Source organism: Glycomyces albidus (assembly GCF_009451885.1).
GTDB lineage: Bacteria > Actinomycetota > Actinomycetes > Mycobacteriales > Micromonosporaceae > Glycomyces > Glycomyces albidus.
In genome coordinates, this window is sequence record NZ_WIAO01000025.1 from 21,781 (window position 1) to 45,943 (window position 24,163).

Annotated in this window: 21 protein-coding genes; 16 read left to right on the forward strand and 5 right to left on the reverse strand. The window is 71.7% G+C overall.

The window, feature by feature from the left end; translation table 11 throughout:
* The first annotated feature begins 15 nt into the window (after positions 1-15).
* From GFD30_RS18365 to GFD30_RS18405, 9 genes are all read left to right on the forward strand, one after another.
* A complete protein-coding gene (locus GFD30_RS18365; protein WP_153026648.1) occupies positions 16-738 on the forward strand; it encodes a DUF4129 domain-containing protein in 723 nt (240 codons plus the stop codon).
* Positions 735-1,265 (forward strand): hypothetical protein, encoded by a 531-nt coding sequence (locus GFD30_RS18370; RefSeq protein ID WP_153026649.1) that lies wholly within the window; start codon positions 735-737, stop codon positions 1,263-1,265. Before GFD30_RS18365 ends, GFD30_RS18370 begins: the two co-directional genes overlap by 4 nt.
* Positions 1,262-2,257: an AAA family ATPase gene (locus GFD30_RS18375; RefSeq protein ID WP_153026650.1), complete on the forward strand. Its 996-nt coding sequence runs from the start codon at positions 1,262-1,264 to the stop codon at positions 2,255-2,257. The genes GFD30_RS18370 and GFD30_RS18375 overlap by 4 nt, the downstream gene beginning before the upstream one ends.
* On the forward strand, positions 2,254-3,636 hold the full coding sequence (locus GFD30_RS18380; protein WP_153026651.1) for a DUF58 domain-containing protein: 1,383 nt from the start codon (positions 2,254-2,256) through the stop codon (positions 3,634-3,636). Before GFD30_RS18375 ends, GFD30_RS18380 begins: the two co-directional genes overlap by 4 nt.
* A gap of 27 nt (positions 3,637-3,663) precedes the next feature.
* Complete coding sequence (locus GFD30_RS18385) at positions 3,664-4,305, forward strand: hypothetical protein (protein ID WP_153026652.1); 642 nt, start codon at positions 3,664-3,666, stop codon at positions 4,303-4,305.
* A 20-nt stretch (positions 4,306-4,325) separates the two neighbouring features.
* Entirely contained in the window at positions 4,326-5,702 is a 1,377-nt protein-coding gene (locus GFD30_RS18390) for an NAD(P)/FAD-dependent oxidoreductase (RefSeq protein ID WP_407649091.1), read from the forward strand.
* Positions 5,703-5,775: 73 nt separating this feature from the next.
* Positions 5,776-6,465: an MtrAB system response regulator MtrA gene (mtrA, locus tag GFD30_RS18395; protein ID WP_153026654.1), complete on the forward strand. Its 690-nt coding sequence runs from the start codon at positions 5,776-5,778 to the stop codon at positions 6,463-6,465.
* Complete coding sequence (mtrB, locus tag GFD30_RS18400; RefSeq protein ID WP_153026655.1) at positions 6,466-8,103, forward strand: MtrAB system histidine kinase MtrB; 1,638 nt, start codon at positions 6,466-6,468, stop codon at positions 8,101-8,103.
* The gene (locus GFD30_RS18405; protein WP_153026656.1) at positions 8,087-9,817 is read left to right on the forward strand and encodes an LpqB family beta-propeller domain-containing protein; all 1,731 of its coding nucleotides are present in this window, start codon (positions 8,087-8,089) and stop codon (positions 9,815-9,817) included. Before mtrB ends, GFD30_RS18405 begins: the two co-directional genes overlap by 17 nt.
* Positions 9,818-9,983: 166 nt before the next feature.
* Here the strand turns inward: GFD30_RS18405 and GFD30_RS18410 are convergent, their stop codons facing one another.
* Both GFD30_RS18410 and GFD30_RS18415 read right to left on the reverse strand, forming a co-directional pair.
* Positions 9,984-10,211, reverse strand: a complete 228-nt coding sequence (locus tag GFD30_RS18410) for a DUF3107 domain-containing protein (RefSeq protein WP_322633383.1) — start codon at positions 10,209-10,211, stop codon at positions 9,984-9,986.
* A gap of 147 nt (positions 10,212-10,358) precedes the next feature.
* Complete coding sequence (locus tag GFD30_RS18415) at positions 10,359-10,976, reverse strand: TetR/AcrR family transcriptional regulator (protein ID WP_322633384.1); 618 nt, start codon at positions 10,974-10,976, stop codon at positions 10,359-10,361.
* 176 nt (positions 10,977-11,152) lie between these two features.
* On the opposite strand from GFD30_RS18415, the gene GFD30_RS18420 reads away from it, so the two are divergent.
* The 6 genes from GFD30_RS18420 (at position 11,153) to GFD30_RS18445 (ending at position 18,486) form a co-directional block, all read left to right on the forward strand.
* Positions 11,153-13,225: a hypothetical protein gene (locus GFD30_RS18420; RefSeq protein ID WP_153026658.1), complete on the forward strand. Its 2,073-nt coding sequence runs from the start codon at positions 11,153-11,155 to the stop codon at positions 13,223-13,225.
* Between the two features lie 5 nt (positions 13,226-13,230).
* On the forward strand, positions 13,231-14,220 hold the full coding sequence (locus tag GFD30_RS18425; RefSeq protein WP_153026659.1) for an alpha/beta fold hydrolase: 990 nt from the start codon (positions 13,231-13,233) through the stop codon (positions 14,218-14,220).
* Between the two features lie 59 nt (positions 14,221-14,279).
* On the forward strand, positions 14,280-15,122 hold the full coding sequence (locus GFD30_RS18430; protein WP_153026660.1) for a DUF3152 domain-containing protein: 843 nt from the start codon (positions 14,280-14,282) through the stop codon (positions 15,120-15,122).
* A gap of 101 nt (positions 15,123-15,223) precedes the next feature.
* The gene (moeZ, locus tag GFD30_RS18435) at positions 15,224-16,402 is read left to right on the forward strand and encodes an adenylyltransferase/sulfurtransferase MoeZ (protein ID WP_153026661.1); all 1,179 of its coding nucleotides are present in this window, start codon (positions 15,224-15,226) and stop codon (positions 16,400-16,402) included.
* A 173-nt stretch (positions 16,403-16,575) separates the two neighbouring features.
* Positions 16,576-17,469 (forward strand): serine hydrolase, encoded by an 894-nt coding sequence (locus GFD30_RS18440; RefSeq protein WP_153026662.1) that lies wholly within the window; start codon positions 16,576-16,578, stop codon positions 17,467-17,469.
* A 138-nt stretch (positions 17,470-17,607) separates the two neighbouring features.
* Complete coding sequence (locus GFD30_RS18445; RefSeq protein ID WP_153026663.1) at positions 17,608-18,486, forward strand: serine hydrolase; 879 nt, start codon at positions 17,608-17,610, stop codon at positions 18,484-18,486.
* Positions 18,487-18,549: 63 nt separating this feature from the next.
* On the opposite strand, the gene ahcY is transcribed toward GFD30_RS18445, so the two are convergent.
* Positions 18,550-19,995 carry an adenosylhomocysteinase gene (gene ahcY / locus GFD30_RS18450; RefSeq protein ID WP_153026664.1) on the reverse strand — a complete coding sequence of 482 codons (1,446 nt, stop codon included), beginning with the start codon at positions 19,993-19,995 and terminating at the stop codon, positions 18,550-18,552.
* 346 nt (positions 19,996-20,341) lie between these two features.
* Between ahcY and GFD30_RS18455 the strand changes: the two genes are divergently transcribed.
* Positions 20,342-21,373, forward strand: coding sequence for a GNAT family N-acetyltransferase (locus GFD30_RS18455; protein WP_194202013.1), 1,032 nt, complete (start codon positions 20,342-20,344; stop codon positions 21,371-21,373).
* 113 nt (positions 21,374-21,486) lie between these two features.
* Here GFD30_RS18455 and manA read toward each other — a convergent pair whose 3' ends face one another.
* Both manA and GFD30_RS27600 read right to left on the reverse strand, forming a co-directional pair.
* Positions 21,487-22,635 (reverse strand): mannose-6-phosphate isomerase, class I, encoded by a 1,149-nt coding sequence (gene manA / locus GFD30_RS18460; protein WP_322633385.1) that lies wholly within the window; start codon positions 22,633-22,635, stop codon positions 21,487-21,489.
* 250 nt (positions 22,636-22,885) lie between these two features.
* Entirely contained in the window at positions 22,886-24,082 is a 1,197-nt protein-coding gene (locus tag GFD30_RS27600; RefSeq protein ID WP_153026666.1) for an SIS domain-containing protein, read from the reverse strand.
* Between the last annotated feature and the right edge of the window lie 81 nt (positions 24,083-24,163).

Below are 24,163 nucleotides of genomic sequence, written 5' to 3' on the forward strand. Positions count from 1 at the left end.
CCTTTGAGGTCGTCCATGACGCAGACCGAACCGCCCGAGCGCTCGACGCTGCGGCGGTGGCTGCCGGTCGGCGTCGTCGTGGCCGCGCTGCTCGTCGTCGGGATCGCCGCGCAGGGGACCGGCCTGCAGTGGGACGAGGCCCGGATGCCCGGGTCGACCGGCGACGCGGAGAGCCTCCCGCCGCCGTTCATGAGCCAGGAGCCGCCTCCGTCGATGCCCGAGGCCGGCGAGGCCGAGGACGCCTTCACGCTGCCGCCCTGGGTCTCGTGGCTCGTCCTCGGGATCCTCCTGGGCGTCCCCGCGCTGCTCATCGTCCTGTTCGTGGTCCGCCGCGTCATCGACTGGCTCGTCGACGCCCCCGAGTCCAGCGGCGAACCCGAGCCCGAACCCGCGTACCTGCGCCGGGACTTCGCGCTCGTCGAGGACGCCATCGCCTCCGCGCTCGCCGAGATGGACCTCGGGGCCGACGCCAGGGCGGCGATCATCGCCTGCTGGGTCCACTTCGAACGCGCCGCCGAGACCGTCGGCATCGAACGCGACGCCTCCGACACGCCCGCCGACCTGGTGCGCAAACTCCTGTCCCGCCACGACCTCGACGGCTCGGCCCTGAACCGGCTCACCGAGGCGTACCTGCGGGCCCGCTACTCGACCCACGAGGTCGTCGAGGCCGACCGCGACCGGGCCCGCGACGCGCTCGTGGCACTCCGGACCGAGCTCGGCCTCAGGGAGGCGACATGACCAGGCGGGACGACGTGAAGGACTTCCTGGCGCCGTTCGGGCGCCTGCGGATGTGGCCGGTCGTCGGCACCGTCGCCGCCGCGGGCCTGGCCTGGGCGGTCGCGCGCATGTCCGGCGTCGAGTTCGCGCTCTGGCAGGTCGTCATGCTCGCGCTCGCCGCGCTCTTCGCGCACTCGGTCGTCTCCGGGATGCGCGCCGACACCGAGGCCGCCCCCGAACTCGTCGTCCACACCGTCAACGAACCGTCCTGGCGCCCCTTCGCCGACGTCAACCGCTGGGAGGACCGGTTCATCTTCGCCGAGGCCAAGCCCGGCCGGTTCGACACCACCAACGCCAAGCAGCAGCTCGTCGCGCTCGCCGCCGAGCGGCTGCGGCTGCGCCGGGGCCTGTCCCTCACCGAGCAGCCCGCCGAGTGTCGGGCCGTCCTCGGCGAATCCACGTACCGGTTCCTGACCGGGCCCGTCCCGGACTGCCCCACGCCGCGGCAGCTCGGCGAACACCTGCACGCCATCGAGGAGATCTCATGACCGACACCCCGCGCATCAGCCTCGACCAGGTCGCGCACTACTCCGACGCCGTCCTGAAGTCGGTCCGGTCGGTCATCGTCGGCAAGGACGAGCCGCTGCGCCTGGTCCTGGCCGGGATCCTCGCCGGCGGCCACATCCTCCTCGAGGACCTCCCCGGCCTCGGCAAGACCCTCACCGCCCGCTGCTTCGCGCAGAGCCTCGGCCTCGACTTCCGCCGGCTCCAGTTCACGCCCGACCTGCTGCCCGCCGACGTCACCGGCTCCCTGCTCTACAACCAGAAGTCCGGCGAGTTCGTCTACCGCAAGGGCCCGGTCCACACCAACCTCCTCCTCGCCGACGAGATCAACCGGACGCCGCCGAAGACCCAGTCCGCGCTCCTCGAGGCCATGCAGGAGCGCCAGGTCTCCGTCGAAGGCGATACCCACCTCCTGCCCGAGCCGTTCACCGTCCTCGCCACCTCCAACCCCGTCGAGTTCGAAGGCACCTACCAGCTCCCCGAGGCCCAGCTCGACCGGTTCCTGCTGCGCGTCTCCTTCGGCTACCCCACGCCCGACGAGGAGTGGGAGGTCCTCCAGCGCCGCATCGGCCGCCGCGCCGAGACCGCCGACCTCGCGCCCGTCATCGACGCGCCCACCCTCGTCGGCATGCAGCGCGCCCTCGAGGACGTCACCGTCGAGGACTCCGTGGGCCGCTACATGGTCGCCATCACCACCGCCACCCGCGGCCACGCGCAGGTCCAGGTCGGCGCCTCCCCGCGCGGCTCGCTCGCGCTGCTGCTCGCCTCCCGCGCCCTCGCCGTCCTCTCAGGACGCGACTTCGTGACCCCCGACGACGTCAAGGGCGTCGCCGCCGCCGCGCTCGCCCACCGCATCACGCTCAAGCCGGAGCTGTGGATGCGCCGCATCGACCCGGCGGCGGTCGTCGCCGACATCTGCCGCGGCGTCGAGGCCCCGCAGACCGCGCAGGCCCCGACCTACTCCGCACGGCGATGACGATCGCACGCGACCCGGTCCTGAGCCTGCGCACCGACAACGCCCGGCCGGTGCGGCCGGCCGGGTACGGCGGCGCCGTCGAGGCGCCCGTGACGTGGCGGCGCACGAAGGCCCTGACCCGCGCCGTCGCGATCGGCGCCGTGTGCCTGCTGGCCGCCGTCGCCTTCGGCCGCGTCGACCTCGTCCTCATCGCCGCGCCGTTCGCGATCGGCACCGCCGTGCTCCTCCAGCGGCGCCCGGTCCGCCCGCCGCAGGCCCGCCTCGCCCCGCTCGAAGGCACCGCCGACGACCTGGCCTGCCCCGAAGGCGGCACTGCCGCCGTGCGCGTCATCGTCGCCAACCCCGAGCCGGTCGCGGTCGCCACGCTCGTCACCGCCGCCGCGGACCCCTGGATCGACCTGCACACCGGCAAAGGCGACTTCGCCTCGTGGATCGGGCCGGGCTCCGGGCGGGACCTCGTCGTCGCCGGGACCGCCCGCCGCTGGGGCGAGCACCACCTCGGGCCCGTGCACGTCCGCTCGATCGCCTGCGGCGGCCTCCTGGAGACCACGGTCCAGCGCCTGCCCGGCGCGACCGCGTGGGTCCTGCCGGTCCCCGACTGGTTCGACTCGGCCGAGTCCCTCCCGTTCGCCGACGGCGTCACCGGCGTCCACCGCTCCCGCCGCGGCGGCGACTCCGGCGAACTCGCCGAAGTGCGCCTCTTCCAGCCCGGCGACCGCCTCCGCCGCATCGACTGGCGCACCTCGATGCGCACGCAGGACCTCTACGTCAACGCGACCCTCTCCGAACGCGACACCGACGTCACCCTGGTCCTCGACCTCCAGGTCGAGGCCGGCGTCTCCGGCGGCGTGGACGGCGATCCGTCGATCGCCGACCTCACCGTGCGCGCCGCGGGCGCCGTCGCCTCCCACTACGCCCTCCAAGGCGACCGCACCGCCTGCGTCGAGTTCGGCGCCCGCGGCCGCCGCATGCGGGCCGGGGCGGGACGCCGCCACGCCGCCGCGACCCTCCGCTGGCTCGCCTCGGTCGAGATCCCGCCGGACCCGATCCCGCCCTCGCCGGAGCTGCTGCGCCGCCAGCTCGGCGGCCAGCGCAGCCTCAACGTGGTCTTCACGCCGCTGCTCACCGACCGCTCGATCGCGCTCGTCGCCTCGCTCGCCCGCGCCGGCCGGCCGGTCCTGTGCGTCGACACGCTCCCGCCGCACCTCGCCCCGCCCCGCCGGACACATTGGACACCGTACGCCGAGCGGCTGTGGCGGCTGGCCCGCGAGAACACCGTCATGGAGCTGCGCGACCTCGGCGTCGCCGTCGAGCCCTGGCGGGGCTCGGCCTCCCTCGACACCGTGCTCGCCGAACTCAACCGGAGGCGCTACCGATGAGCCCCTTGACGACGCTGCGAGCCGTGCATGAGTGACGTCCAGCGCGGCCTCCTCCAGGCCCTCCGCGACGGCGCCCGCGAGCGCGCCAAGGCCGGGCGCGCCACCGGTCTCACCTGGGCCCGGCGCGTCGCGCCCGCCCCGGTCCTGCTGCGGCTGCTCGTGGCACTGACCCTCTTCGTCGCCGCCGAGATCGCCGTCCCGCCCGAATGGGCCGGCACCGGCTTCTACGTCGCCGCCGCCGCACTCGTGTCCCTCGCCGCGGCCCTCGCGCCCGCCGGGCCGGCGCCGCTGGTCGCCATCGGCTTCGTCCTCGCCGCATGGCTCCTCGCCGACGCCTTCGGCGGTGCCTCCGAGAACGCCTCCGGCGCGCCCCGCGCTCCCGCATTGTGGACGGCCGCCGCCCTCGCCTGCCTGCTGTACACCGCCCACTCGGCCGCCGCCGTCGCGCAGCGCTTCCGAACGACTACCGCAATGGACGGTGAGATCATGCTCACCTGGGCGAAACACCTCGGACTGGTCCTGGCGTCGACTGCGGCCCTCGCCCTCGCCCTGGCGCTGTTCACCGCGTATTTCACCGGTCTCACCGCAGGTCTCGCCGTCGCAGCCGGGATCGTGGCCGCGGTCACCGTGATCTACGTCCTCGCGCGTTCACTACACAAGACCCCCTGAACAGGGCAAGAATTGAACCCGTGAAACGTATAGTCGTGATAGGTGCCGGTCACGTCGGTTTTTACGTTGCCGAACGCTTGAGCAAGCTGTTGAAGGGCGACATCAAGCGCGGTCAAGTTGAACTGATGGTCATCGACCCCAACCAGCACATGACCTACCAGCCGTTCCTGCCCGAGGCGGCCGCTGGCTCCATCTCCCCGCGACACGGCGTTGTGCCGCTCCGACAGGCCCTCAAGCTCTGCACGATCATCACCGGTGCGGTCACCGAGGTCAAGCACGCCGAGCGCAAGCTCATGGTGCAGCCGTTCGCCGGACCCGCCCGAGAGATCGAATACGACGAGGTCGTGGTCGCCCCCGGTTCCGTGTCCCGGCCCCTCCCCATCCCCGGCCTGGCCGACACCGCCATCGGCATCAAGTCGATGGGCGAGGCCATCTGGCTGCGCAACCACGTCCTCCAGCGCTTCGACATCGCCGCCTCCACCGAGGACCCCGACGTGCGCCGCAAGGCCCTCACGTTCCTCACCGTCGGCGGCGGCTTCGCCGGCGCCGAGACCCTCGGCGAGCTCGAGGACCTCACGGCGAACATCGTCAAGAACTACCCGATGCTCGACGCCTCCGAGATCAAGTGGTACCTCGTCGAGTACGCCAACAAGATCCTCCCCGAGGTCGGCCCCGAGATGGGCGCCTACGCCGCCCGCGAGCTCACCAAGCGCGGCGTCGACATCCGCCTGGGCACCACCCTCAAGTCCTGCGAGGGCGGCCACGTCATCCTCACCGACGGCGAGGAGTTCGACACCGACACCATCATCTGGACCGCCGGCGTCATGCCCCACCCGATGCTCAAGCAGACCGACCTCCCCATCGGCCCCCGCGGCCACCTCGAGTGCAACACCCGGCTCCAGGTCGCGACCGGCGTCGAGGCCGGCAAGCACACCATCGGCGAGGTCGTCGAAGGCGCCTGGGGCGCGGGCGACTCCGCGCAGGTCCCCGACACCTCGGACTTCCCGATGGACTGGTGCACGCCCTCCGCGCAGCACGCCGTCCGCCAGGCCGCCACCCTGGCCGAGAACGTCTACCGCAACCACGTCGGGCGCGAACTCAAGCCGTACGAGCACAAGTACATCGGCTCGGTCGCCGGGCTCGGCCTGTACAAGGGCGTCGCCAACACCTACGGCTTCAAGGCCAAGGGCCTCCTCGCCTGGCTCATGCACCGCGGCTACCACCTGTCGCGCGTGCCCGGCACCGGCCGCAAGGGCCGCGTCCTCGCCGACTGGATCGTCGGCTTCTTCACGAAGCGCGAAATGGTCCAGCTCGGTGAGATCCAGGCGGGCCGCGAACCGTTCGAGGCCATCGCCGCAGGCACCGACCCCGCACGAGCCGCCAAGTCCGTCGGTTAGTCGTTACAGTTAGAGCACCACGGGTGTCCACCCGTGGTGCTCTCGGCTTTTGCGAGGTGGAAAACTGGTGTCCATGAGAGCACGCGTACTCGTCGTTGACGACGACCCGGCGCTGGCGGAGATGCTCGGCATCATCCTCCGGACCGAAGGCTTCACCCCCACCTTCGTCGTCGACGGCGAGAAGGCGCTCGCCGCGTTCAAAGAGCACCGGCCCGACATCGTGCTGCTCGACCTCATGCTCCCGGGCATGAGCGGCATCGACGTCGCGAAGGCGATCCGAGGCGAGTCCGGCGTGCCGATCGTCATGCTCACCGCGAAGTCCGACACCGTCGACGTGGTCCTCGGCCTCGAATCGGGCGCCGACGACTACATCGTGAAGCCGTTCAAGCCCAAGGAGCTGGTGGCCCGCATCCGCGCCCGCCTGCGCCGCGGCGACGACGTCACGCCCGAGCGCCTCGAGATCGGCAAGCCCGGCCTCCAGGTCCAGATCGACGTGCCCGCCCACCAGGTCACCCTCAACGGCGCCGAGGTCAAGCTGACCCCGCTCGAGTTCGACCTGCTCGTGGCCCTCGCCCGCAAGCCCCGCCAGGTGTTCACCCGCCAGGTCCTGCTCGAGCAGGTCTGGGGCTACCGGCACTCCGCCGACACGCGCCTGGTCAACGTCCACGTCCAGCGCCTGCGCGCCAAGATCGAGCCCGACCCCGAGCGTCCGCAGCTCATCCAGACCGTCCGCGGCGTCGGGTACAAGGCCGGACTGGGCTAGATGACGCGTGAGGGGGACCGGGCGCGCGAGCGCCCGGTGTGGCTGCGACGGGCCTGGACGCGCAGCGTCCGCTGGGCCGGCCGGGCCGCGCGGCCGCTGATCGACCGCTTCCGCGCCTCCCTCCAGCTCCGGGTCGTCTCCTCGACCCTCATCGCCTCCACGATCCTGGTCCTCATCTTCAGCTTCGTCGTGGCCGGCTCGGTCACCTCCGGGCTCCTCACCGAACGGCAGGACACCGCCGTCGAGGAGACCAACAACGCCGTCGCCCGCGCCGCCGAGCAGCTCGGCACCTACACGTCCTCCTCGGACACGGCGCTCGCCACGACCATGCAGAAGATCGTCAACGAGCTCACCCAGGACCCGGTCTACGCGCCGGTCATCGTGCTCCGCACCGGCGACGGCGTCGTGACCCGCTCGCACCCGGTCTCGGCCGACGTCCGGCCTTCCGAGGAGCTGCAAGCGGCGGTCGCCGGCCGCAACACCGCGGTCCAGTACGGCAACTTCGCGATCGACGGCGAACGGTCGGCGCCTTACCTCGTGGTCGGCTCCTACATCGACCTGAGCGTGGACTTCGAGCTGTACGCGTTCTACCCGCTCGAGTCGCAGGAGGAGGCCATCAGCCTCCTGCGCACCAACCTCGCGCTCGCGGGTGTCGCGCTGGTGCTGCTCCTCGGCGTCATCGCCGCGCTCGTCACCCGCCTGGTCGTCACGCCCGTCCGCGAGGCCGCCCGCACCTCCCAGCGGCTCGCCGCCGGCCTGCTCCACGAGCGCATGGAGGTCCGCGGCTCCGACGACCTCGCCCGGCTCGCCGGGTCGTTCAACCTCATGGCCGAGAACCTCCAGAGCCAGATCCGGCGCTTGGAGGAGATGTCGATGATGCAGCGCCGCTTCACCTCGGACGTCTCCCACGAGCTGCGCACTCCGCTCGCGACGATCCGCATGGCCGCCGACCTGCTCTACGACAACCGGGACGACTTCGACCCGGTCACGAAGCGCTCCACCGAGCTGCTCCAGCACGAGATCGACCGCTTCGAGGACCTCCTCCAGGAGCTGCTGGAGATCTCCCGCTTCGACTCCGGCTTCGCGTCCCTCGAAGTGGACGCCGTCGACGTCGGCCGCATCGCCGAGGACGTCGTCGAGGGCCTGTCCGGCCTCGCGGCCGAGTGCGGTGTCGAGGTGACCGTCTCCAAGCCGAGGCGCCGCGTCATCGCGGAGGTCGACCCGCGCCGCGTCCAGCGCATCCTGCGCAATCTCGTCTCGAACGCGATCGAGCACGCCGAGGGCAAGCCGGTGCGGATCACCGTCGCCGAGTCCGACTCGGCCGTCGCGGTCGCCGTCCGCGACGAGGGCGTCGGCCTCAAACCCGGCCACGCCGACCGCGTCTTCGACCGGTTCTGGCGCGCCGACCCCTCCCGCAACCGCAAGACCGGCGGCACCGGCCTCGGCCTCGCGATCAGCCTCGAGGACGCCAAACTCCACTCGGGGACGCTCCAGGCCGTCGGCGAGCCCGGCAAGGGCACCTTGTTCGTCCTCACCCTGCCGCTCCAGGCCGGCAACCGCGTGATCACCTCGCCGATCCCGCTGCGCCTCGACCGGCGGAGCACCGGAAAGGAGGCCACCCGTGCGACGCAGGACTAGTCTCGCGGCCGCACTCGCCGTCGGTACCGCCTGGCTCGCGGCCGCCTGCGGCATCCCCACGGGCCGCGACCCCGAGGTCATCGGCGAGGCCCCGACCGACTTCGGCGAGTCCTCCGGGACCAGCGCCGAGCGGTTCGAGCCGACCGCCGAAGCCGAGGTCACGGTCGCGAACTTCCTCAAGGCCGCCGCCGGCGACCCGGCCGGCCGCGACGACCGGCTCAACCTGTTCACCGCCTCCGGCGCCGAGCAGTTCTCAGCCGCAGGGGACGGCATCCGCCTGCTCGACGGCATCGACATCTCGTTCGGCGAGGGCAATTCGGTCGAATCGGCCATCGTCACGGTCACCGGCTCGGTCGTCGGCAACTACTACCTCGATGACGGCTCGGTCCGCATGAACTCGACGCCGAGCACCTACGAGGAGACGTTCACCCTCCAGCGCGACGGCGGCCTCCAGGACCCGTGGGAGATCGCGACCCTGCCGTTGCAGGTCGTCCTCGACTACGACCAGTTCCTCACCTCGTACACCGAGGCGCCGCTCTACTTCCGGGCCGGCGATTCGCAGCTGCTGGTGCCGGACCTGCGCTGGATCTACGACGACCTCGAGGCCGACGTCGGCCGCCGGATCCTGCTCGACTGGCTGCTGCAGGGCCCGTCGGACTTCACGAGCCAGTCCGCGCGGAGCGCGATCCCGGACGACTCGGACGGCGAGGTCGCCCGGCAGGACGACACCGTCCAGATCGACCTGACGCTCAGCGAGCCCATCGACGACACCGCCGTGCAGCAGGCCATGGCCGCGCAGATCGCCTGGACCCTCGGCCTCGGCGAGGGCTTCGTGCTCACCGCCGACGGCGAGACCATCGCCGAAGGCGCCCTAGAGGACTGGCGGAGCTGGAACGCGATCCCGGCGGACCTGCCGCAGACCGCCTACTTCATCGCGGAGGAGCGGGTCTGGGAGTACACGGGCAGCGAGGTCACCACGACCTCCCGGGAGCACCCGTGGGTCGGCTTCACCGCCGAGGGCCTCCGCGAGGTCGCGATCGGCCCGGCCGACCAGCTCGCCGCGGTCGTCGCCGGCGCGGGCGGCGACGTGCTCCAGGTCGGCCCCACGAACGACGCCCTCGGGGCCGTCCCGGGCCTGGGGACCTCGCTGGCCGACCCGCAGTGGCACCCGGAGTCGGCGGTCCTCGTCGTCTCCGACGGCGTGCCGACGGTCGTCAACCCGAACACGCGGGCCGTCGTCCACTCGCTCACCTCGGGGGAGGCGGTGACCGCGATGGCCCTCTCGGCCGACGGCCGGCGCCTCGCGTACGTCGAGGGCGGCCACGTCTGGGTCGCGCCGCTCACCGTCGACGCCGACGGGAAGATCCAGGCCGGCGAGCCGGAGCGGATCGGCTACGGCATCGAGGAGGTCACCGACGTGGCGTGGAGCTCCGAGAACTACCTGTGGGTGGCCGGAAAGCGCGACGACGACACGCTGTTCCAGGTCGCGCTCGACAACTCCCGGACGGACGTCCAGGCCGGCACGGCCGGGCTGGTGTTCTCGCAGATCGGCGCCAATCCGGCCGACCCGGTCGAGTCGATCGTCAACCGCGGCGAGCCGGTGCTCGCGGTCGCGAACGCGACCCTGTACCGGGTCCACTCGAGCGGCCCCGAAGGCGTGCGCAACGGCAACGTCGCCGTGGGCGGCACCGCGCCGTTCACGGTCCTTCAGTAGCCGAAAGGCCCGGAGCGGCTGCTCCGGGCCTTCAAGTCTGTCTGCGGAAGGCGTCCGTGTTCACGCGTCGACGGTGATCTGCACCTGGTTCACCGCGTGAAGCCCTCGCAGGCTCAGGCGTCGACGGTGCCGTGCTTCCCGTTCACCGCGCGAAGCCTTCGCAAGCTCAGGCGTCGACGGTGAAGCCGACCGAGCGCACGCTGGTGGCGGCGATCTCGACGTACGCGATCTTCTCGACCGGGACGATCACCTGGCGGCCCTTCTCGTCTTCGAGGCGAAGGACGCCGCCGTCCTTGACGGCCTGCTCGATCGTCTCGGACAGGTCCTTCGGCGACAGCTTGCTCTCCAACACCAGTTCGCGTGGGGCGTACTGGACACCGATCTTGACCTCCACGGGCCCTCCTCAATCGAAATGCTTGACCTTCGGTCCGATGCAAGACTACTCGCGGCGACCCCCGCTCCACCGCACGGAGCGCTCCGCCGAGAGCGAACGGGCGCCCCGGAGAATTCATCCTCGGGGCGGCGCCCGATCAGTGCCGGCTCAGGATTCGCCCTCGCGCGGGAAGTGCGAGATGCCCCGCCACGCGAGGGTGCTCATGAGCTGCACGGCCTCGTCCTTGGGGATGGCGCGGCCGGAGGCGATCCACTTCCGGGCCGAGACCTCCGCGGTCCCGAGCAGCCCGGTGGCCAGGAGTTCAGCGCGGGCCTTGTCGACGTGGGTGTCGGCCATGATCGTGTCCGCCATCGCCGCGACGCACTCGGCCTCCATCTTCAGCACCCGCTCGGCGACTTCCGGGTCGTTGCGCTGGTCGGACTCGAACACCAGCCGGAACGCCTCGCCTTGGGCGTCGACGAACTCGAAGTACGCCCGCATCGCGCGGTTGACCCGCTCCTTGTTGTCCTCAGTGGACTGAAGGGCGTCGCGCACCTGGCCCACGAGCTCGGCGGCGCGGCCGTCGAGCAGCGCCAGGTACAACTCCAGTTTCGAGGTGAAGTGCTGGTACAGCACCGGTTTCGAGACCCCGGCGTTCTCGGCGATGTCGTCCATCGAGGTGCTGTGGTACCCCTTGGAGACGAAGACGTCCTGAGCGGCCCGCAGCAGCTGCGCACGGCGTTCGCTCCTGGGCAGTCGGACCCGGCCCTCACCTGCGCTGTTCACTCGGGTACCTCTCCTCGAACCATGTCGCCCATCCGTCAGTCGCGAGCACTTGCGACCTGAGCGAAGTTTACGGAAGTCTCAATCCAGTCTCCCAGCGTACGGGGGCGACAAATGCGGGTTCGAGTCACTGGGCGCGCCACGGTACCTTGAGGGCGGGAATATGAAGGAGTTGTCTAGTGGTGTATGACCAGAACCGACCGGATGAGCAGCGTCCGAGCGGGGAGGAACGGGCAGCCCGCAGGCGGATCGGCAGGTCCTGGGGCCCGCCCGCGGACGAGGCCGACGAGACCGCCGACGCGGCCCGCCAGGGGGCGGGTCAGGCGCCGGAGCAGTACCGGTTCGACCCGGACCGGGGTCGGCGCCACCGCTACAGCGAGGACCCCACCGGACAGGCCGCGAACGTGCCGGTCGAGATCGCCGAGACGGGCCCGATGGTCCCGGCGACCCGCCGCCCCTCGCCGGGCGAGCAGTTCGAGCCGATCCCTCCGGCTCCTCAAGGCCCCCAAGGCTTCCAGGGCGAGCAGGCCCCGGTGAACCCGTTCGCACCGCCAGGTGCGAACCAGGAGTTCGGTGCGCCGCCGGGTGCGAACCAGGAGTTCGGTGCGCCGCCGGGTGCGAACCAGGAGTACGCCCCGCCCGGTGCCGACCAGGAGTACGCCCCTCCGGGCCCGAACCGGGAGCACGGCGGCCCGCAGCCGGGCCCGAACCAGGAGTACGCGCCCCCCGGCGCGAACCGGGAGCCGCACCCGCCGCAGGGCGCCGGCCCGGACTTCGGGGTCCGGCAGGGCGCGAACCAGCAGGACTTCAGCGCACCCGGCGGCCAGGACTACAGCGCCCCGCAGCAGCACCAGGACCGCCCGGCGCCGAACCAGGAGTACGCCCCGCCCGCCCAAGGCGCCCCGAACCAGAACCCCGCCGCCCCGCAGCAGCCCGCACCCCAGCAGCCCGCGGCCGAGCAGCCTGCGCCGCCGGTGAGCCAGCCGGCGCAGCAGTTCTACAGCGCCCCCGCCCCGGACTTCGGCGCGCCCCAGCAGCACCCCGGGTACAGCGCCCCGCCGCTGCCCGGCGAGTACGCCGCCCCGCAGCCGACGTCCGCGCCGCCCGGACCCAACCAGGAGTTCGTCCAGACCCCGGCACCCGAACCCCAAGCGCCGCAACAGCAGTACAGCGCCCCGATGCAGCCGCAGCACACCGGCCCCATCGAACTCCCGCAGGCCGCGAGCGCCCCGCCCGCGTACGCACCTCCCGGCGCGAACCGCCCCGCGCCGCCCGAGCCGCAGACCGCCGAGCCTCCGGTCTCCCCGCCCCGGCCCGCCAAGCCCCTCGACGCCCAGCGGCCGCGCGTCCCGAGCCGGCCCCCCGCACCCGCGACCCCGCCGCCGCCCGCGGTCGTCGAGCAGCAGACCGACCAGTTCCCGGTCGTCCAGCCGCCGCCGATCACCGAGGTCTCGCCCGCAGCCGTCCCCAGCCCGCCCGTCACTGAGCAGGCCCCGCTGCGCACCGCGCCGGCCGACCGGCCGCCCATCGCCGAACCCACGCCGCCCGCGACCGTAGAGAACCCAGGACCGATGCCAGGAGCAGCGAACCCGGCCACCACCGTCGGGGCCCCCGACACCGAATCCGCCCGCCTCGTCGACGCCGTCCGCCAGGTCCCCGGCGTCCGCGACGCCTTCCACGTGACGGCCCCCGACGGCGCCTCGAGCCTCCGGCTCGAACTCGAGGACGGCGTCGACCCCGACGAGGTCCACGCGGTCGTCTCCGCCGTCGTGAACGAGCAGCGCGCGGTCGAACCCGGCCCGCAGTCCGTGGACGAGGCCGAGATCCGCGGCCACGTCGAGTCCGCCTCGACCGACGTCGAGGTCGCGTCGGTCGGGCCGGTCGATCTGCGCCGCGTCGAGATCGAGTCCGCCGGGCTCGAGGCGGAGGTGAGCGTCACGCTCGCGCTCGGCGACACCGAGTCCACCGGCAAGGTCGCCGTCCCGCCGATCGACTGGCACATCCAGCACGCCGCCGCGGCGGCCACAGTGGAGGCGCTGCGTCCGCGCCTGGGCACCGGCGACGTGCGCGTCGAGGTCGAGCACGCCTCGATCGTCCCCACCGGACCGGTCAAGACCGCGGTCGTCGTGATCCTCTGGCTCGACGGCAGGTCCGTGCGCCGCCTCTCCGGCGCATCGGTCGTGACGGCCGAACGCGCCCGCGCGGTGGTTTCGGCTACTTTGGGCGCGCTGGCAGCCGAAGTGGCACACTAGCTCTCATGAAACGGGCGCGGCTGGTCGGTGCCGAGGAGGTCCGCACTCCTCGGCGACCGCACTCGCCCTGGCCCGGTATCGAGCACCAGGTCAGCCGCCGCCGGCTGTTCATCCGGCACACGCCGCCGACCGCGCCGGACGCCGAGCCCGCCGTGTTCGTCCACGGGCTCGGCGGCTCGGCCCAGAACTGGACCGACCTCGCCGACGCGCTCTCCGACCGGCTCCAGGTGGACGCGATCGACCTGCCCGGCTTCGGCCACTCGGCGCCGGCGCCGCGCGTCACCATCCCGCTGCTGGCGCAGGACGTGGCCGCGTGGATCATCGAGTCCACCCGCGGCCCCGTCCATCTCGCCGGCCACTCCCTCGGCGGCGCCGTCGCGGTGTACCTGGCCGCGACCCGGCCGGGGCTGATCCGCACGCTGACGCTCATCTCGCCCGCGATGCCGTTCGGGAACCCGCGGCGCTCGCACCAGTCGCGCTACCTGCCGATGCTCGCGGTCCCGAACATCGCCTGGCTCGCCGACCGCGCGATGCGCGGCCGCACCCCGCAGCAGGTGGTCGACGAGGTCATCCGCGGCACCTGGGCCGACCCGGACTCGATCCACCCGCAGCGGCGCCGCGAGGCGATCGCCGAGGCCCGGCACCGCCTCGCCGTCCCGTGGAACAACCGGGCCTATTTCCAGACCTATCGCGGCCTCATGGCCTCCTTCATGCAGGCCCTCGTGCCCGGGACGAACTCGCTGTGGCGCCTCGCCCGCGAGATCCAGTGCCCGACGCTGGTCATCTGGGGCAAGCAGGACCGGGTCATCGACGTCCGCCAGGCCCCGCCGACGGCGCTGGCGATCCCCGACTCGCGCCTGCTCATCCTCGACAACACCGGGCACGTGGCGATGATGGAGCACCCGCAGGCGGTCGCGCGCGCGATGGCGGCGATGCTCGACGAAGTGAACGACGAGGCTCCTGAGGACGCGGAGGACGCCTTGAGCACATTGTGAACTCACCGGTCCGCCGAGCCTGGGCCCTCCGGGTCCGCTTCTCACTTAGAATCGCGGGTGTGATTGAGGGAAGGCTGGGCCGCAACCGCAGGCTCCGGAGACGGCGGCGCTTCGTGCTGCTCGCGATCCTGGTCCTGATGGCCGGCACCGGCGCGTTCTTCGCCTTGGGCGCGGCGGTCACCGACGGCAGGCCGCAGGCGTTGAACGACGAGGAGCAGGCCGCGCCGACCAGCGCCCCCGCCTCCGACGACGCGGTGCCGCCGTCGCCGTCGGCCTCGCCCGACGTCGCGGCCGTCCCGCTGTACTTCTCGGGGACCGGCACCTGGACGTACGCCGAGCCGGTCAACGCGGGCGTGGTCGGCCGCGCGGGCACGCTGCTGCAGTACAACGTGGCGGTCGAGAACGGCATCGGGCTCGACGCGGCGGAGGTCGGCGCCATCGTGCGCGCGACCCTCGCGGATCCGCGGTCGTGGATCGCGGGCGGCGCGTGGCGGTTCCAGCAGGTCGGCGGCGGCGATGCGGACTTCACGGTCTACCTGGCCAGTCCCGAGCAGCGCGCGTACCTGTGCGGCTCCCAGAACACGACGGTCTCGTGTCGCAACGGCGACAACGTGGTCATCAACTCGGCGCGCTGGATCAGCGGCGTCGACCACTGGGACGGCACGCTCGAGTCGTACCGGCAGTACGCGGTGAACCACGAGGTCGGGCACCGGCTCGGCCATGGCCACGAGGTGTGCCCGGGCGCCGGCGAGCTGTCGCCGGTGATGGCCCAGCAGACGTACCAGCTGGCCGGCTGCACGGGCAACGCCTGGCCGTATCCGGACGGTGCGACGTACGTGTCCGGCCCGGCGGGGGACTACAACGGCCCGGACCTGCCGCCGGACGACTTCGTCGACCGCTAGACTCATATCAGCATGTGGGACATCGGATCCCACGGGGTGAATCTCGGCACACCGCGGTTCCCGGTGGAATATCCGCGGACTGGACATGCATTATTGGTTATATGAGTTTGCCGCCGCTGGTCGAACCAGCCTCTGAGCTGTCGGTCGACGAGGTGCGCCGCTATTCGCGCCACCTCATCATCCCCGACGTCGCCATGGACGGTCAGAAACGACTCAAGAACGCCAAGGTGCTCTGCGTGGGCGCGGGCGGCCTCGGGTCCCCCGCGCTGATGTACCTGGCCGCGGCCGGGGTGGGCACGATCGGCATCGCCGAGTTCGACACGGTCGACGAGTCGAACCTGCAGCGCCAGATCATCCACGGCCAGTCCGACATCGGCCGCCCCAAGGCCGAGTCCGCCGCCGAGTCGATCCGCGAGATCAACCCGTACGTGAACGTGGTCATCCACAACACGGTGCTCGACAACGACAACGTGTTCGAGGTCTTCGAGCCGTACGACCTCATCATCGACGGCACCGACAACTTCGCGACCCGCTACATGGTCAACGACGCCGCGGTGCTCTCCGGCAAGCCCTACGTGTGGGGCTCGATCTACCGCTTCGACGGCCAGGCCAGCGTCTTCTGGGCCGACCACGGCCCGTGCTACCGCTGCCTCTACCCCGAGCCCCCGCCGCCCGGCATGGTCCCGAGCTGCGCCGAGGGCGGCGTCCTCGGCGTGCTGTGCGCCTCGATCGGCTCGATCCAGGTCACCGAGGCCATCAAGCTGCTCACCGGCACCGGCGACCCGCTCGTCGGTTCGCTCATGGTCTACGACGCCCTGGAGATGACCTACCGCAAGATCAAGGTCCGCAAGGACCCGAACTGCGCGGTCTGCGGCCCGAACGCCACGGTCAAGGAGCTCATCGACTACGAGGACTTCTGCGGCTCGGTCAGCGACGAGGCCGCCGAGGCCGTCGTCGGCTCCACGATCACTCCGCGCGAGCTTGAGGCGTGGATCAAGGAGGGCCGCGACATCGACCTCATCGACGTGCGCGAGCCCGCCGAGTACGAGATCGTGCGCATCCCCGGTTCCCGGCTGATCCCCAAGGGCGACATCGTCTCCGGTGTCGCGCTGAGCGACCTGCCGACGGAGCGCCAGGCGGTGTTCTACTGCAAGGCCGGCGTCCGCTCGGCCGAGGCCCTGGCCGCCGCGAAAGCCGCCGGTCTGAAGAACGCCGTCCACGTCCAGGGCGGCGTGCTCGGCTGGATCAACCAGGTCGACCCGAGCCTGCCCAGCTACTAGTCTGCGCAGCTGCCAGGCGACGCGACATCGCAAGGGGCGTACGGCCGATGGCCGTACGCCCCTTCGCGCGCCCTGGTTGCTTCGCGCCGTTATGACATTTCAGACTCTCTTGGTGGGCGGAATCCGTTGCGGGCGGGTTGACTCCCGCTTGACCGGTTCCCTAGCCTTGGGCGATGATCCGCAGAAGCGAACCATCATCCCGTCTGCTCCGCCCCTCCCGCCGCAATCTGCTGCGGCTCGGCGTGCCCGCGGCGGCAGCCCTCGTCGGGGCAGGAGCCGTGGCCACGGTCGCGGCGAGCGCCTCCGAGAACGGCCTCGAAGCGATCTTCGGCCCGTCCCGCGAAGCGCTCGAAGCGGAGCTCAAGACCGAGATCGATGCGTACCTGGCGTCCACCGGCACGCTGGTCGAAGCCTCGGTCGCGGTCCAGCGCGGGGACATGCGCCTGGACTACAACCCGGATCAGACGCACATCACCGCCTCGATCGTCAAGGTCGAGATCATGTCGATGGTCCAGGAGTACTGGGGCTCGGTCGACGCGATCCCCGAGGACCACATGGAGCTGCTGGACCGCATGATCCGCGAGTCGGACAACGACTCCGCGACCTCGCTCTACAACTACCTCGGCGGGGTCGACGCGCTCGTCGCCGCCCATGAGCGGTACGGCCTCCAGGACACCACTCCGGACGCCCAGGGCCGCTGGGGCGTCGGCTGGTCCAGCGCCCCCGATCAGCTCGTCGTCACGAACCTCAACCTCTTCGAGGGCGTCCTCGACGCCGAGCAGGTCGCCCTCGCCCGCGAGCTCATGGGCTCGGTGGTCGAGGAGCAGGCGTGGGGCGTCTCGGCCGCCGCGAACGAGGGCGAGTCGGTCTGGCTCAAGAACGGCTGGGACGTCGAGTCCCAGCTCGACGGCCTGTGGGTCGTCAACTCGATGGGGGTGCTCGGCGGCGACGGCGACGACCCGGTCACGGTGGTGGTCCTCACCAGCGGTGCGGTCGACGACGTCGAGGGCATCCCGGTCGTCGAGGAGATCGCGCGGATCTCCCGCAAGGTCATCGACAAGGTCTGAACCGCCGCGGCCGGACCGTCGCGTGCGGGCTCGACCGTGCGCGCCGGTTCGGTTGCCCGGGAACCCGACAGAACGACGCGGCGAGGAATGGCCGCGCGGCCCATTGTGAGGATTGCTCCGGTTTCATAGCCTGGCCGGATGATTCGGCACGACCACTCCCGCGGACCCGTCCAGGGGCCGCGCTCCTCCCGGCGCCTCCTCCTCAGATCCGCGCTCCCCGCGGCCGCGGCCCTCGCCGGCGTCACCGCCCGGCCCGGCGCCGCGCAGGCCCAGACCCCCACCGATGCCGAGCTCTCCACCGAGCTGTTCGAGCGCGTCGCGGACTACCTGGCCACCACCGGGACCGAGACCGAGGCCTCGGTCAAGATGCAGCGCGGCACCCGCTTCGTGGGCACCTACGCCCGCAGGATCCACGACACGGCCTCCATCGTCAAGATGGAGATCCTGCTGATGCTGCTGGAGAAGTACAGCACCATGGCCGCGATCCCGCAGACCCGCAAGGACCAGGCGCGGAACATGATCGTGTGGTCGGACAACGCCGCGACCACCGAGCTGTACAACTTCCTCGGCGGCTGCGACGCCCTCCAGGCCGCCCACGAACGCTACGGGCTCGCCTACACGAACGTCTCCGACGACTGCCGCTGGGGACTGACCACCACCAACGTCGGCGACCAGCTTCTCATCCTCAACCAGTTGCTCTACAAGGGACGGCTGACGCAGGAGAAGGTCGACTACGCGCGCTGGCTCATGGGCGGCGTGGCCTCCGTGCAGGCCTGGGGCATCCGGGCCGCCAAGCGGACCGGCGAGACGGTCTGGCTCAAGAACGGCTGGGACTCCCGGTCCTCGCTCGGGGGACTGTGGGTCGTCCACTCGTGCGGCGTCATCACCAGCCCGGGCCAGACCGCCATCCGCATGGCGATCCTGACCAGCAAGGCCCCCAACGAGTCCCGCGGCATCGAGATCGTCGAGGAGATCGCCAGGATCTCGCGTTCGATCATCGACAAGACGGTCGTCTGAGGAACGCGCGACGGCCCGGTCCGCGGTGGACCGGGCCGTCGCGTTCGAACGCCGGCAGGAGCCCTAGTACCGGTAGTGGTCCGGCTTGTACGGGCCCTCGACCTGGACGCCGATGTAGTCGGCCTGGCTCTTGGTCAGGGTCGTCAGCTTGACGCCGAGCGCGTCGAGGTGCAGGCGCGCGACCTCCTCGTCGAGGTGCTTCGGCAGCGTGTAGACGCCGACGGGGTACTCGTCGAGCTTCGTGTGCAGCTCGATCTGCGCGAGCACCTGGTTCGTGAAGCTGTTGCTCATCACGAAGCTGGGGTGCCCGGTCGCGTTGCCCAGGTTCAGGAGCCGACCCTCGCTGAGCACGATGACCGAGTGCCCGTCACTGAACTGCCACTCGTGCACCTGCGGTTTGACCTCGAGCTTCGTGATCCCCGGCTCGGCGGCGAGGCCGGCCATGTCGATCTCGTTGTCGAAGTGGCCGATGTTGCCGACGATCGCCTGGTGCTTCATCCGGCGCATGTGGTCGACCGAGATGATGTCGCGGTTGCCGGTGGCGGTGATGAAGATGTCGGCGTACTCGACGACGTCCTCGAGAGTCAGCACCTGGTAGCCGTCCATCGCGGCCTGCAGCGCGCAGATCGGGTCGACCTCGGTGACGATCACGCGGGCGCCCTGGCCGCGCAGCGACTCGGCCGAGCCCTTGCCGACGTCGCCGTAGCCGCAGACCACGGCGACCTTGCCGCCGATGAGCACGTCGGTGGCCCGGTTGATCCCGTCGATGAGCGAGTGCCGCACGCCGTACTTGTTGTCGAACTTGGACTTCGTGACCGAGTCGTTGACGTTGATCGCCGGGAACGGCAGGCGCCCCTCCCGCTCCATCTCGTACAGCCGGTGCACGCCGGTGGTGGTCTCCTCGGTGACGCCCTTGACCTCGCGCGCCTTGCGCGTGAACCGGGTCGGGTCCTCCTTGAGGGAGCGGGCCAGCAGCGCGAGCACCACGGCCTCCTCCTCGCTCGCGGCGGTGGACGCGTCCGGGACGGCCCCGGCCGACTCGAACGCCGCGCCGTTGACCACGAGCATGGTGGCGTCGCCGCCGTCGTCGAGGATCAGGTTCGGCTCCTCGCCGCCCCAGTCGAGGGCGCGCTCGGTGCACCACCAGTACTCCTCGAGCGTCTCGCCCTTCCACGCGAACACCGGGACGCCCTGCGGCGCCTCGGGCGTGCCCTGCCCGACCGCGATCGCGGCGGCGGCGTGGTCCTGGGTCGAGAAGATGTTGCACGAGGCCCAGCGGACGCGGGCGCCCAGCGCGGTCAGGGTCTCGATGAGCACCGCGGTCTGGATCGTCATGTGCAGCGACCCCGTGATGCGGGCGCCCTCGAGCGGACGCGACGCGCCGTAGCGCTCGCGCAGGGCCATCAGGCCGGGCATCTCGTGTTCGGCCAGTCGGATCTCATGGCGGCCGAAGTCGGCCAGCTTGAGATCGGCGACCTTGTAGTCGTCGGCTCGCAGCGTGTTCGTCATGCCTGAAATGCTACGCGCCGCGCCGTAGGCCCCGGTCCGACGGCGTGCGTGGCTGCCGCCACGTGTAGGAACGGCCGTGGCGGGGCACACGGAAAAAATATTGGAGTCAACCCCTGTTTCTGCTTGACACTGCTGAGGCGGTGGGTAATATTGCAGATACGCAGCGTCACGGAGGTGCGGGAATCCACAGGGTTCCAGACCACCACCGGCGGCGCCACGGGGAAACCAAACCGGGGGGAGTGCCGGGCGGTCTGGGGTGGCCGCCCGGCACATTAATGCCCCGATTGGCAAGCGCCATCATGTAATTCGATTGCGGACCCGCCCGGATCTGCGAGAGGGTCGGGGCGTGAGCAACCCTGATCTTCGAATCGTCCCGATCGACCCGCTGAACCGCGACCAGGTCAACGGCTGGATCCGGACCCAGCGTGCCGTCACCGAGCACGACCTGCCCGGCGAGCCGCTCCCCAGCCCCGGACTCCAGCGCCTCCGCCTCCTCCTGTGGCCCGACTCCCTCGACGTCGAGCGCTACGTGCCCGTCCAGGACGGCAAGGTCGTGGGCGCGCTCGAACTCGTCATGCCGACCCAGGACAACCAGCACCTGGTGCAGCTCGACCTCGAAGTCCACCCGCAGCACCGGCGCCGCGGCATCGGCACCGCGCTCCTCGAGTTCGCCGAGCGCCGCACCGCCGAACTCGGCCGCGACACGATCCTGACCGCCGCCGTCGACTCCCTCGAGCACGGCCCCCGGTTCGACCACGCCGGCCAGCACTTCGCGAAGGCCCGCGGCTACAAGACCGTCGACCAGGAGATCCACCGCCGCAACGACCTCACCCTCGTCGGCGACGACGAACTCGGGAGGCTGTACGCCGACGCCTGGGAGAAGGCCGCCGGATACGAGCTCGTCCAGTGGATCGGCGACTGCCCCGACGACGTCATCGACGGCTACGCCGCCCTCTGCGAGCGCATGTACACCGACCCGCCCCAGGGCGAGGAACTGGACATCCGCCCCGCCGAGTACGACGCCGCCCGCATCCGCAACACCGAGTGGACTCTCAAAGAGCGCGCCCAGACCCAGTTCATGACGGCCGTCCGGCACGTCGAGTCCGGCGAGCTCGCGGGCATGTCCGGCATCGTGGTCTACCCCGGTGAGGAACTGCACGCCTTCCAGGACGACACGATCGTCGAGGAGAAGCACCGCGGCCACCGCCTCGGCATGATCCTCAAGATCGCCAACCAGCGCCTCATGCGGAAGTACCGCCCGCAGATCCGCTACATCCACACCTGGAACGCCGAGGCCAACGACCACATGATCGCGATCAACGAGGCCATGGGCTACCGGGCCCTCTGCCGCGACCTCGACGTCCAGAAGAAGCTCTAGAACACCGCGAGTTCCCGCGTTGCAAGGGAACCGGCCCGGCCGCTGTGCGGCCGGGCCGGTCTTTCGTTCCTCGGTTCGGCTGTTCGGTCCGGGGCCGAAGCCTCACCGGCGTCCTAGGCGCTCGCGATGAAGAGCTCGCCTTCGCCGCTCGCGACGAGGGGCCCGGCGGTGCCGGCGGAGAACGCGGCGCGGCCGGGGGAGAGGGCCGATTCGCCGTCGTCGTCGGCGACGGTCACGCTGCCCCCGGTCGAGAGGCAGATCCGGGGGCCGTCGACGTCGACGGTCAGCGGTTCGCCGGTGAGTTCGACGCGGCGGAGCGCGAAGTCGTCGATCGGGACGGGCCAGGTGCGGACCGGGCCGTCGTCCTCGGCGTCGGCGCGCGGGTCGGCCATGGCCTGGAAGTCGAGGACGCGCAGGAGCTCGGGGACGTCGACGCGCTTGTTGGTGAGGCCCCCGCGGAGCACGTTGTCGCTGGCGGCCATGATCTCGACGCCGAATCCTCGCAGGTACGCGTGCAGGTTTCCGGCCGGCATGTACACGGCCTCGCCGGGCTGGAGGGTGACGTGGTTGAGCAGCAGGCTCACCAGGACGCCCGGGTCGTCCGGATAGGAGCGTGCCAGGGACACCAGGTCGGCGCCGTCGTCGGTGTCGAGCTCGGAGGCGGCCTTCGCGGCGGCGTCGATGATGGAGCGGCACTCCTCGCGGGCGAGGCCCAGGAGGTCGGGCACGGCCTTGCGGAGCCCGGCCTTGCGGTCGCGGAGGGTGGCGGCGAGCCCTTCGAGTTCGGGGACGCCGAGCGCTTCGATGTCGGCGGCGGCGTCGAGCGGGTCGCGGAAGCCGCACATGGCGCGGAACTCGGTGAGCGCCACCAGCATCTCGGGCTTGTGGTTGTCGTCCACGTAGTTGCGGTAGGCCATGTCGATGCCGATGCGCATCTCCCGCTGGTGGCCCGAGTGGGCCTGGCGGGCGTTCGGGTGCGCCTGGAGCGACAGCGGCTTGCCGGCGGCGAGGAGCTTGAGCAGGAACGGGAGCTTCGGACCGAAGCGCTCGTAGGCGCGCCGGCCGAGCATCGCGGCGGGGTTCGAGGCGATCGCGTCGTCGAGGGGCCGCCCGTCGTGGAGCGTGGACGGGGCGCTGTGGTGGGCGCCGAACCACTCCTCGGCCTCGGGCAGGTCCGCGGGGACCTCCCGGCCCTGGAGTCTGGCGATGTCGTCCTGCGATCCCCACGCGTAGTTGCGGATGACGCCGTAGAGCCCCTGCACCGCCGCTCCTCACTTGTCTCTGTCCGGAGGCCTCAACTCTATCGGTTCGGCCCTCGCGTCTCTCAGGGCGTGTCCTCGGGATGCGGCCGGGCGCCGTCCCGGGAACCGCGCCGAGGAGGGCGGCGAGGACGCCGCCGGGCGCATGCCCGCCGACGACGCGGCGGCGGTGTCCCGGGCCCGGCCGGTACGCGACCGGGACGCCGAAGGCCGCGGACGGGTGCGCCGTCCGCGGCCTTGGACTCGGGTCCGGCTACTCGCTTCCGAGCGTGAGGTCCTTCATCTCGGAGACGGCCGGGACCCGCATCGGGTCGAGGCCGTGCGCGAGCGCGAGGTACACCGACGCGAAGTCGGGCACCGCGATGAGCGAGGCGAGCCGCTCGAGGGCGCAGCCGCCCTCGGCCGGGATCACGTCGCAGCGGATGCCGCGGCGGCCCGCGAGGTCGGCGACGGCGTCGGCGCGGCGCGTGTCGGGCTTGGGGGTGGAGTCGTCGCCGTCGAGGCCGTCGTCGCGCATGAGGACGATCCGGAGCCGCGTCAGCTCCTCGTCCTCCTCGGGGTCGGCGAAGATGTCCTTCTGGCCTTCGGCGAGCGAGCCGAAGACGCCGTCGAGGAGGCCGACGCGGCCGCGGCCGACCTCGCCGAGTTCGCCGGAGACGACCGGGTAGCGGGAGTTCGCGGCGAGCATGTCGCCGAAGCGGCGAGCGGCGACACCCGCGAGCGGGCTGGAGCCCCACACGACCGGGATCGAGCCGGCGAGGTTCATCGCGAGCTCTTTCGCGGGGTTGACGTACGCGTCGGCGTCGGGGCGGCAGCGCTCGGCGTCCTCGTCGAGGCGCCGGGCGGTCTCGGCGATGTCGGCCTCGACGAGACTGACGAGCGCGAGTTCCTTGGCGGCCATGAGCACCGGGACGGTGAGCGCCCACAGGCTGAGGCGGGCGGGGGCGCGGCGGGGGACGGCCACGAACGGGGCGCGGGCGCGTTCGGCGAGCGCCTGGAGCTCGGAGTCGGGGGCGCCGATGGCGACGAGGCGGGCGCCGCGCCGGGCGGCGGCCTCGGCGGCGGCGAGCGCCTCGGGGCTGCGGCCGGAGGCCGAGACGGCGATGACCACGTCGGCGGCGCCGACCCAGCCGGGGACGCCCGCCGAGCGGTGCCCGAGGATCGGGACCGGGCAGCGGGGCCCGGCGACGGTGGCGAGGATGTCGCCGGTGCGGGCTGCGGTGCCGACGCCCGCGACGACGACCGCCCGGGGGCGGCCCTCCTCGGCGAGTGCGGCGAGCCCGGCGTCGGCGGCGAGCGCGGCCGACTCCCTGAGCTGCGGTCCGGCCGAGGCGAGCGCCCAGAGGGCGCCGCCGGGGCGGATCGACTCGCTCAGGTCGCCTTCGATGCGGCGCTCGTCCGGGAGCCGGTCGCCGGTGATGCCGGCGAGGCCGTCGTCCTCAAGACCCATGCTGTTCCTCCTTGGCCTGTCGCGGCCGTCGCGGTTCGCTTCGGTTGCCAGTGGGATCGTCCGGGGTCGCCCGCCGCGACC

Coding starts and splice junctions, on each gene's coding strand:
- GFD30_RS18365 (WP_153026648.1), top strand. CDS start 16: ATGACGCAGACCGAACCGCCCGAGCGCTCGACGCTGCGGCGGTGGCTG.
- GFD30_RS18370 (WP_153026649.1), top strand. CDS start 735: ATGACCAGGCGGGACGACGTGAAGGACTTCCTGGCGCCGTTCGGGCGC.
- GFD30_RS18375 (WP_153026650.1), top strand. CDS start 1,262: ATGACCGACACCCCGCGCATCAGCCTCGACCAGGTCGCGCACTACTCC.
- GFD30_RS18380 (WP_153026651.1), top strand. CDS start 2,254: ATGACGATCGCACGCGACCCGGTCCTGAGCCTGCGCACCGACAACGCC.
- GFD30_RS18385 (WP_153026652.1), top strand. CDS start 3,664: ATGAGTGACGTCCAGCGCGGCCTCCTCCAGGCCCTCCGCGACGGCGCC.
- mtrA (WP_153026654.1), top strand. CDS start 5,776: ATGAGAGCACGCGTACTCGTCGTTGACGACGACCCGGCGCTGGCGGAG.
- mtrB (WP_153026655.1), top strand. CDS start 6,466: ATGACGCGTGAGGGGGACCGGGCGCGCGAGCGCCCGGTGTGGCTGCGA.
- GFD30_RS18425 (WP_153026659.1), top strand. CDS start 13,231: ATGAAACGGGCGCGGCTGGTCGGTGCCGAGGAGGTCCGCACTCCTCGG.
- moeZ (WP_153026661.1), top strand. CDS start 15,224: ATGAGTTTGCCGCCGCTGGTCGAACCAGCCTCTGAGCTGTCGGTCGAC.
- GFD30_RS18440 (WP_153026662.1), top strand. CDS start 16,576: ATGATCCGCAGAAGCGAACCATCATCCCGTCTGCTCCGCCCCTCCCGC.
- GFD30_RS18445 (WP_153026663.1), top strand. CDS start 17,608: ATGATTCGGCACGACCACTCCCGCGGACCCGTCCAGGGGCCGCGCTCC.
- ahcY (WP_153026664.1), bottom strand. CDS start 19,995: ATGACGAACACGCTGCGAGCCGACGACTACAAGGTCGCCGATCTCAAG.
- GFD30_RS27600 (WP_153026666.1), bottom strand. CDS start 24,082: ATGGGTCTTGAGGACGACGGCCTCGCCGGCATCACCGGCGACCGGCTC.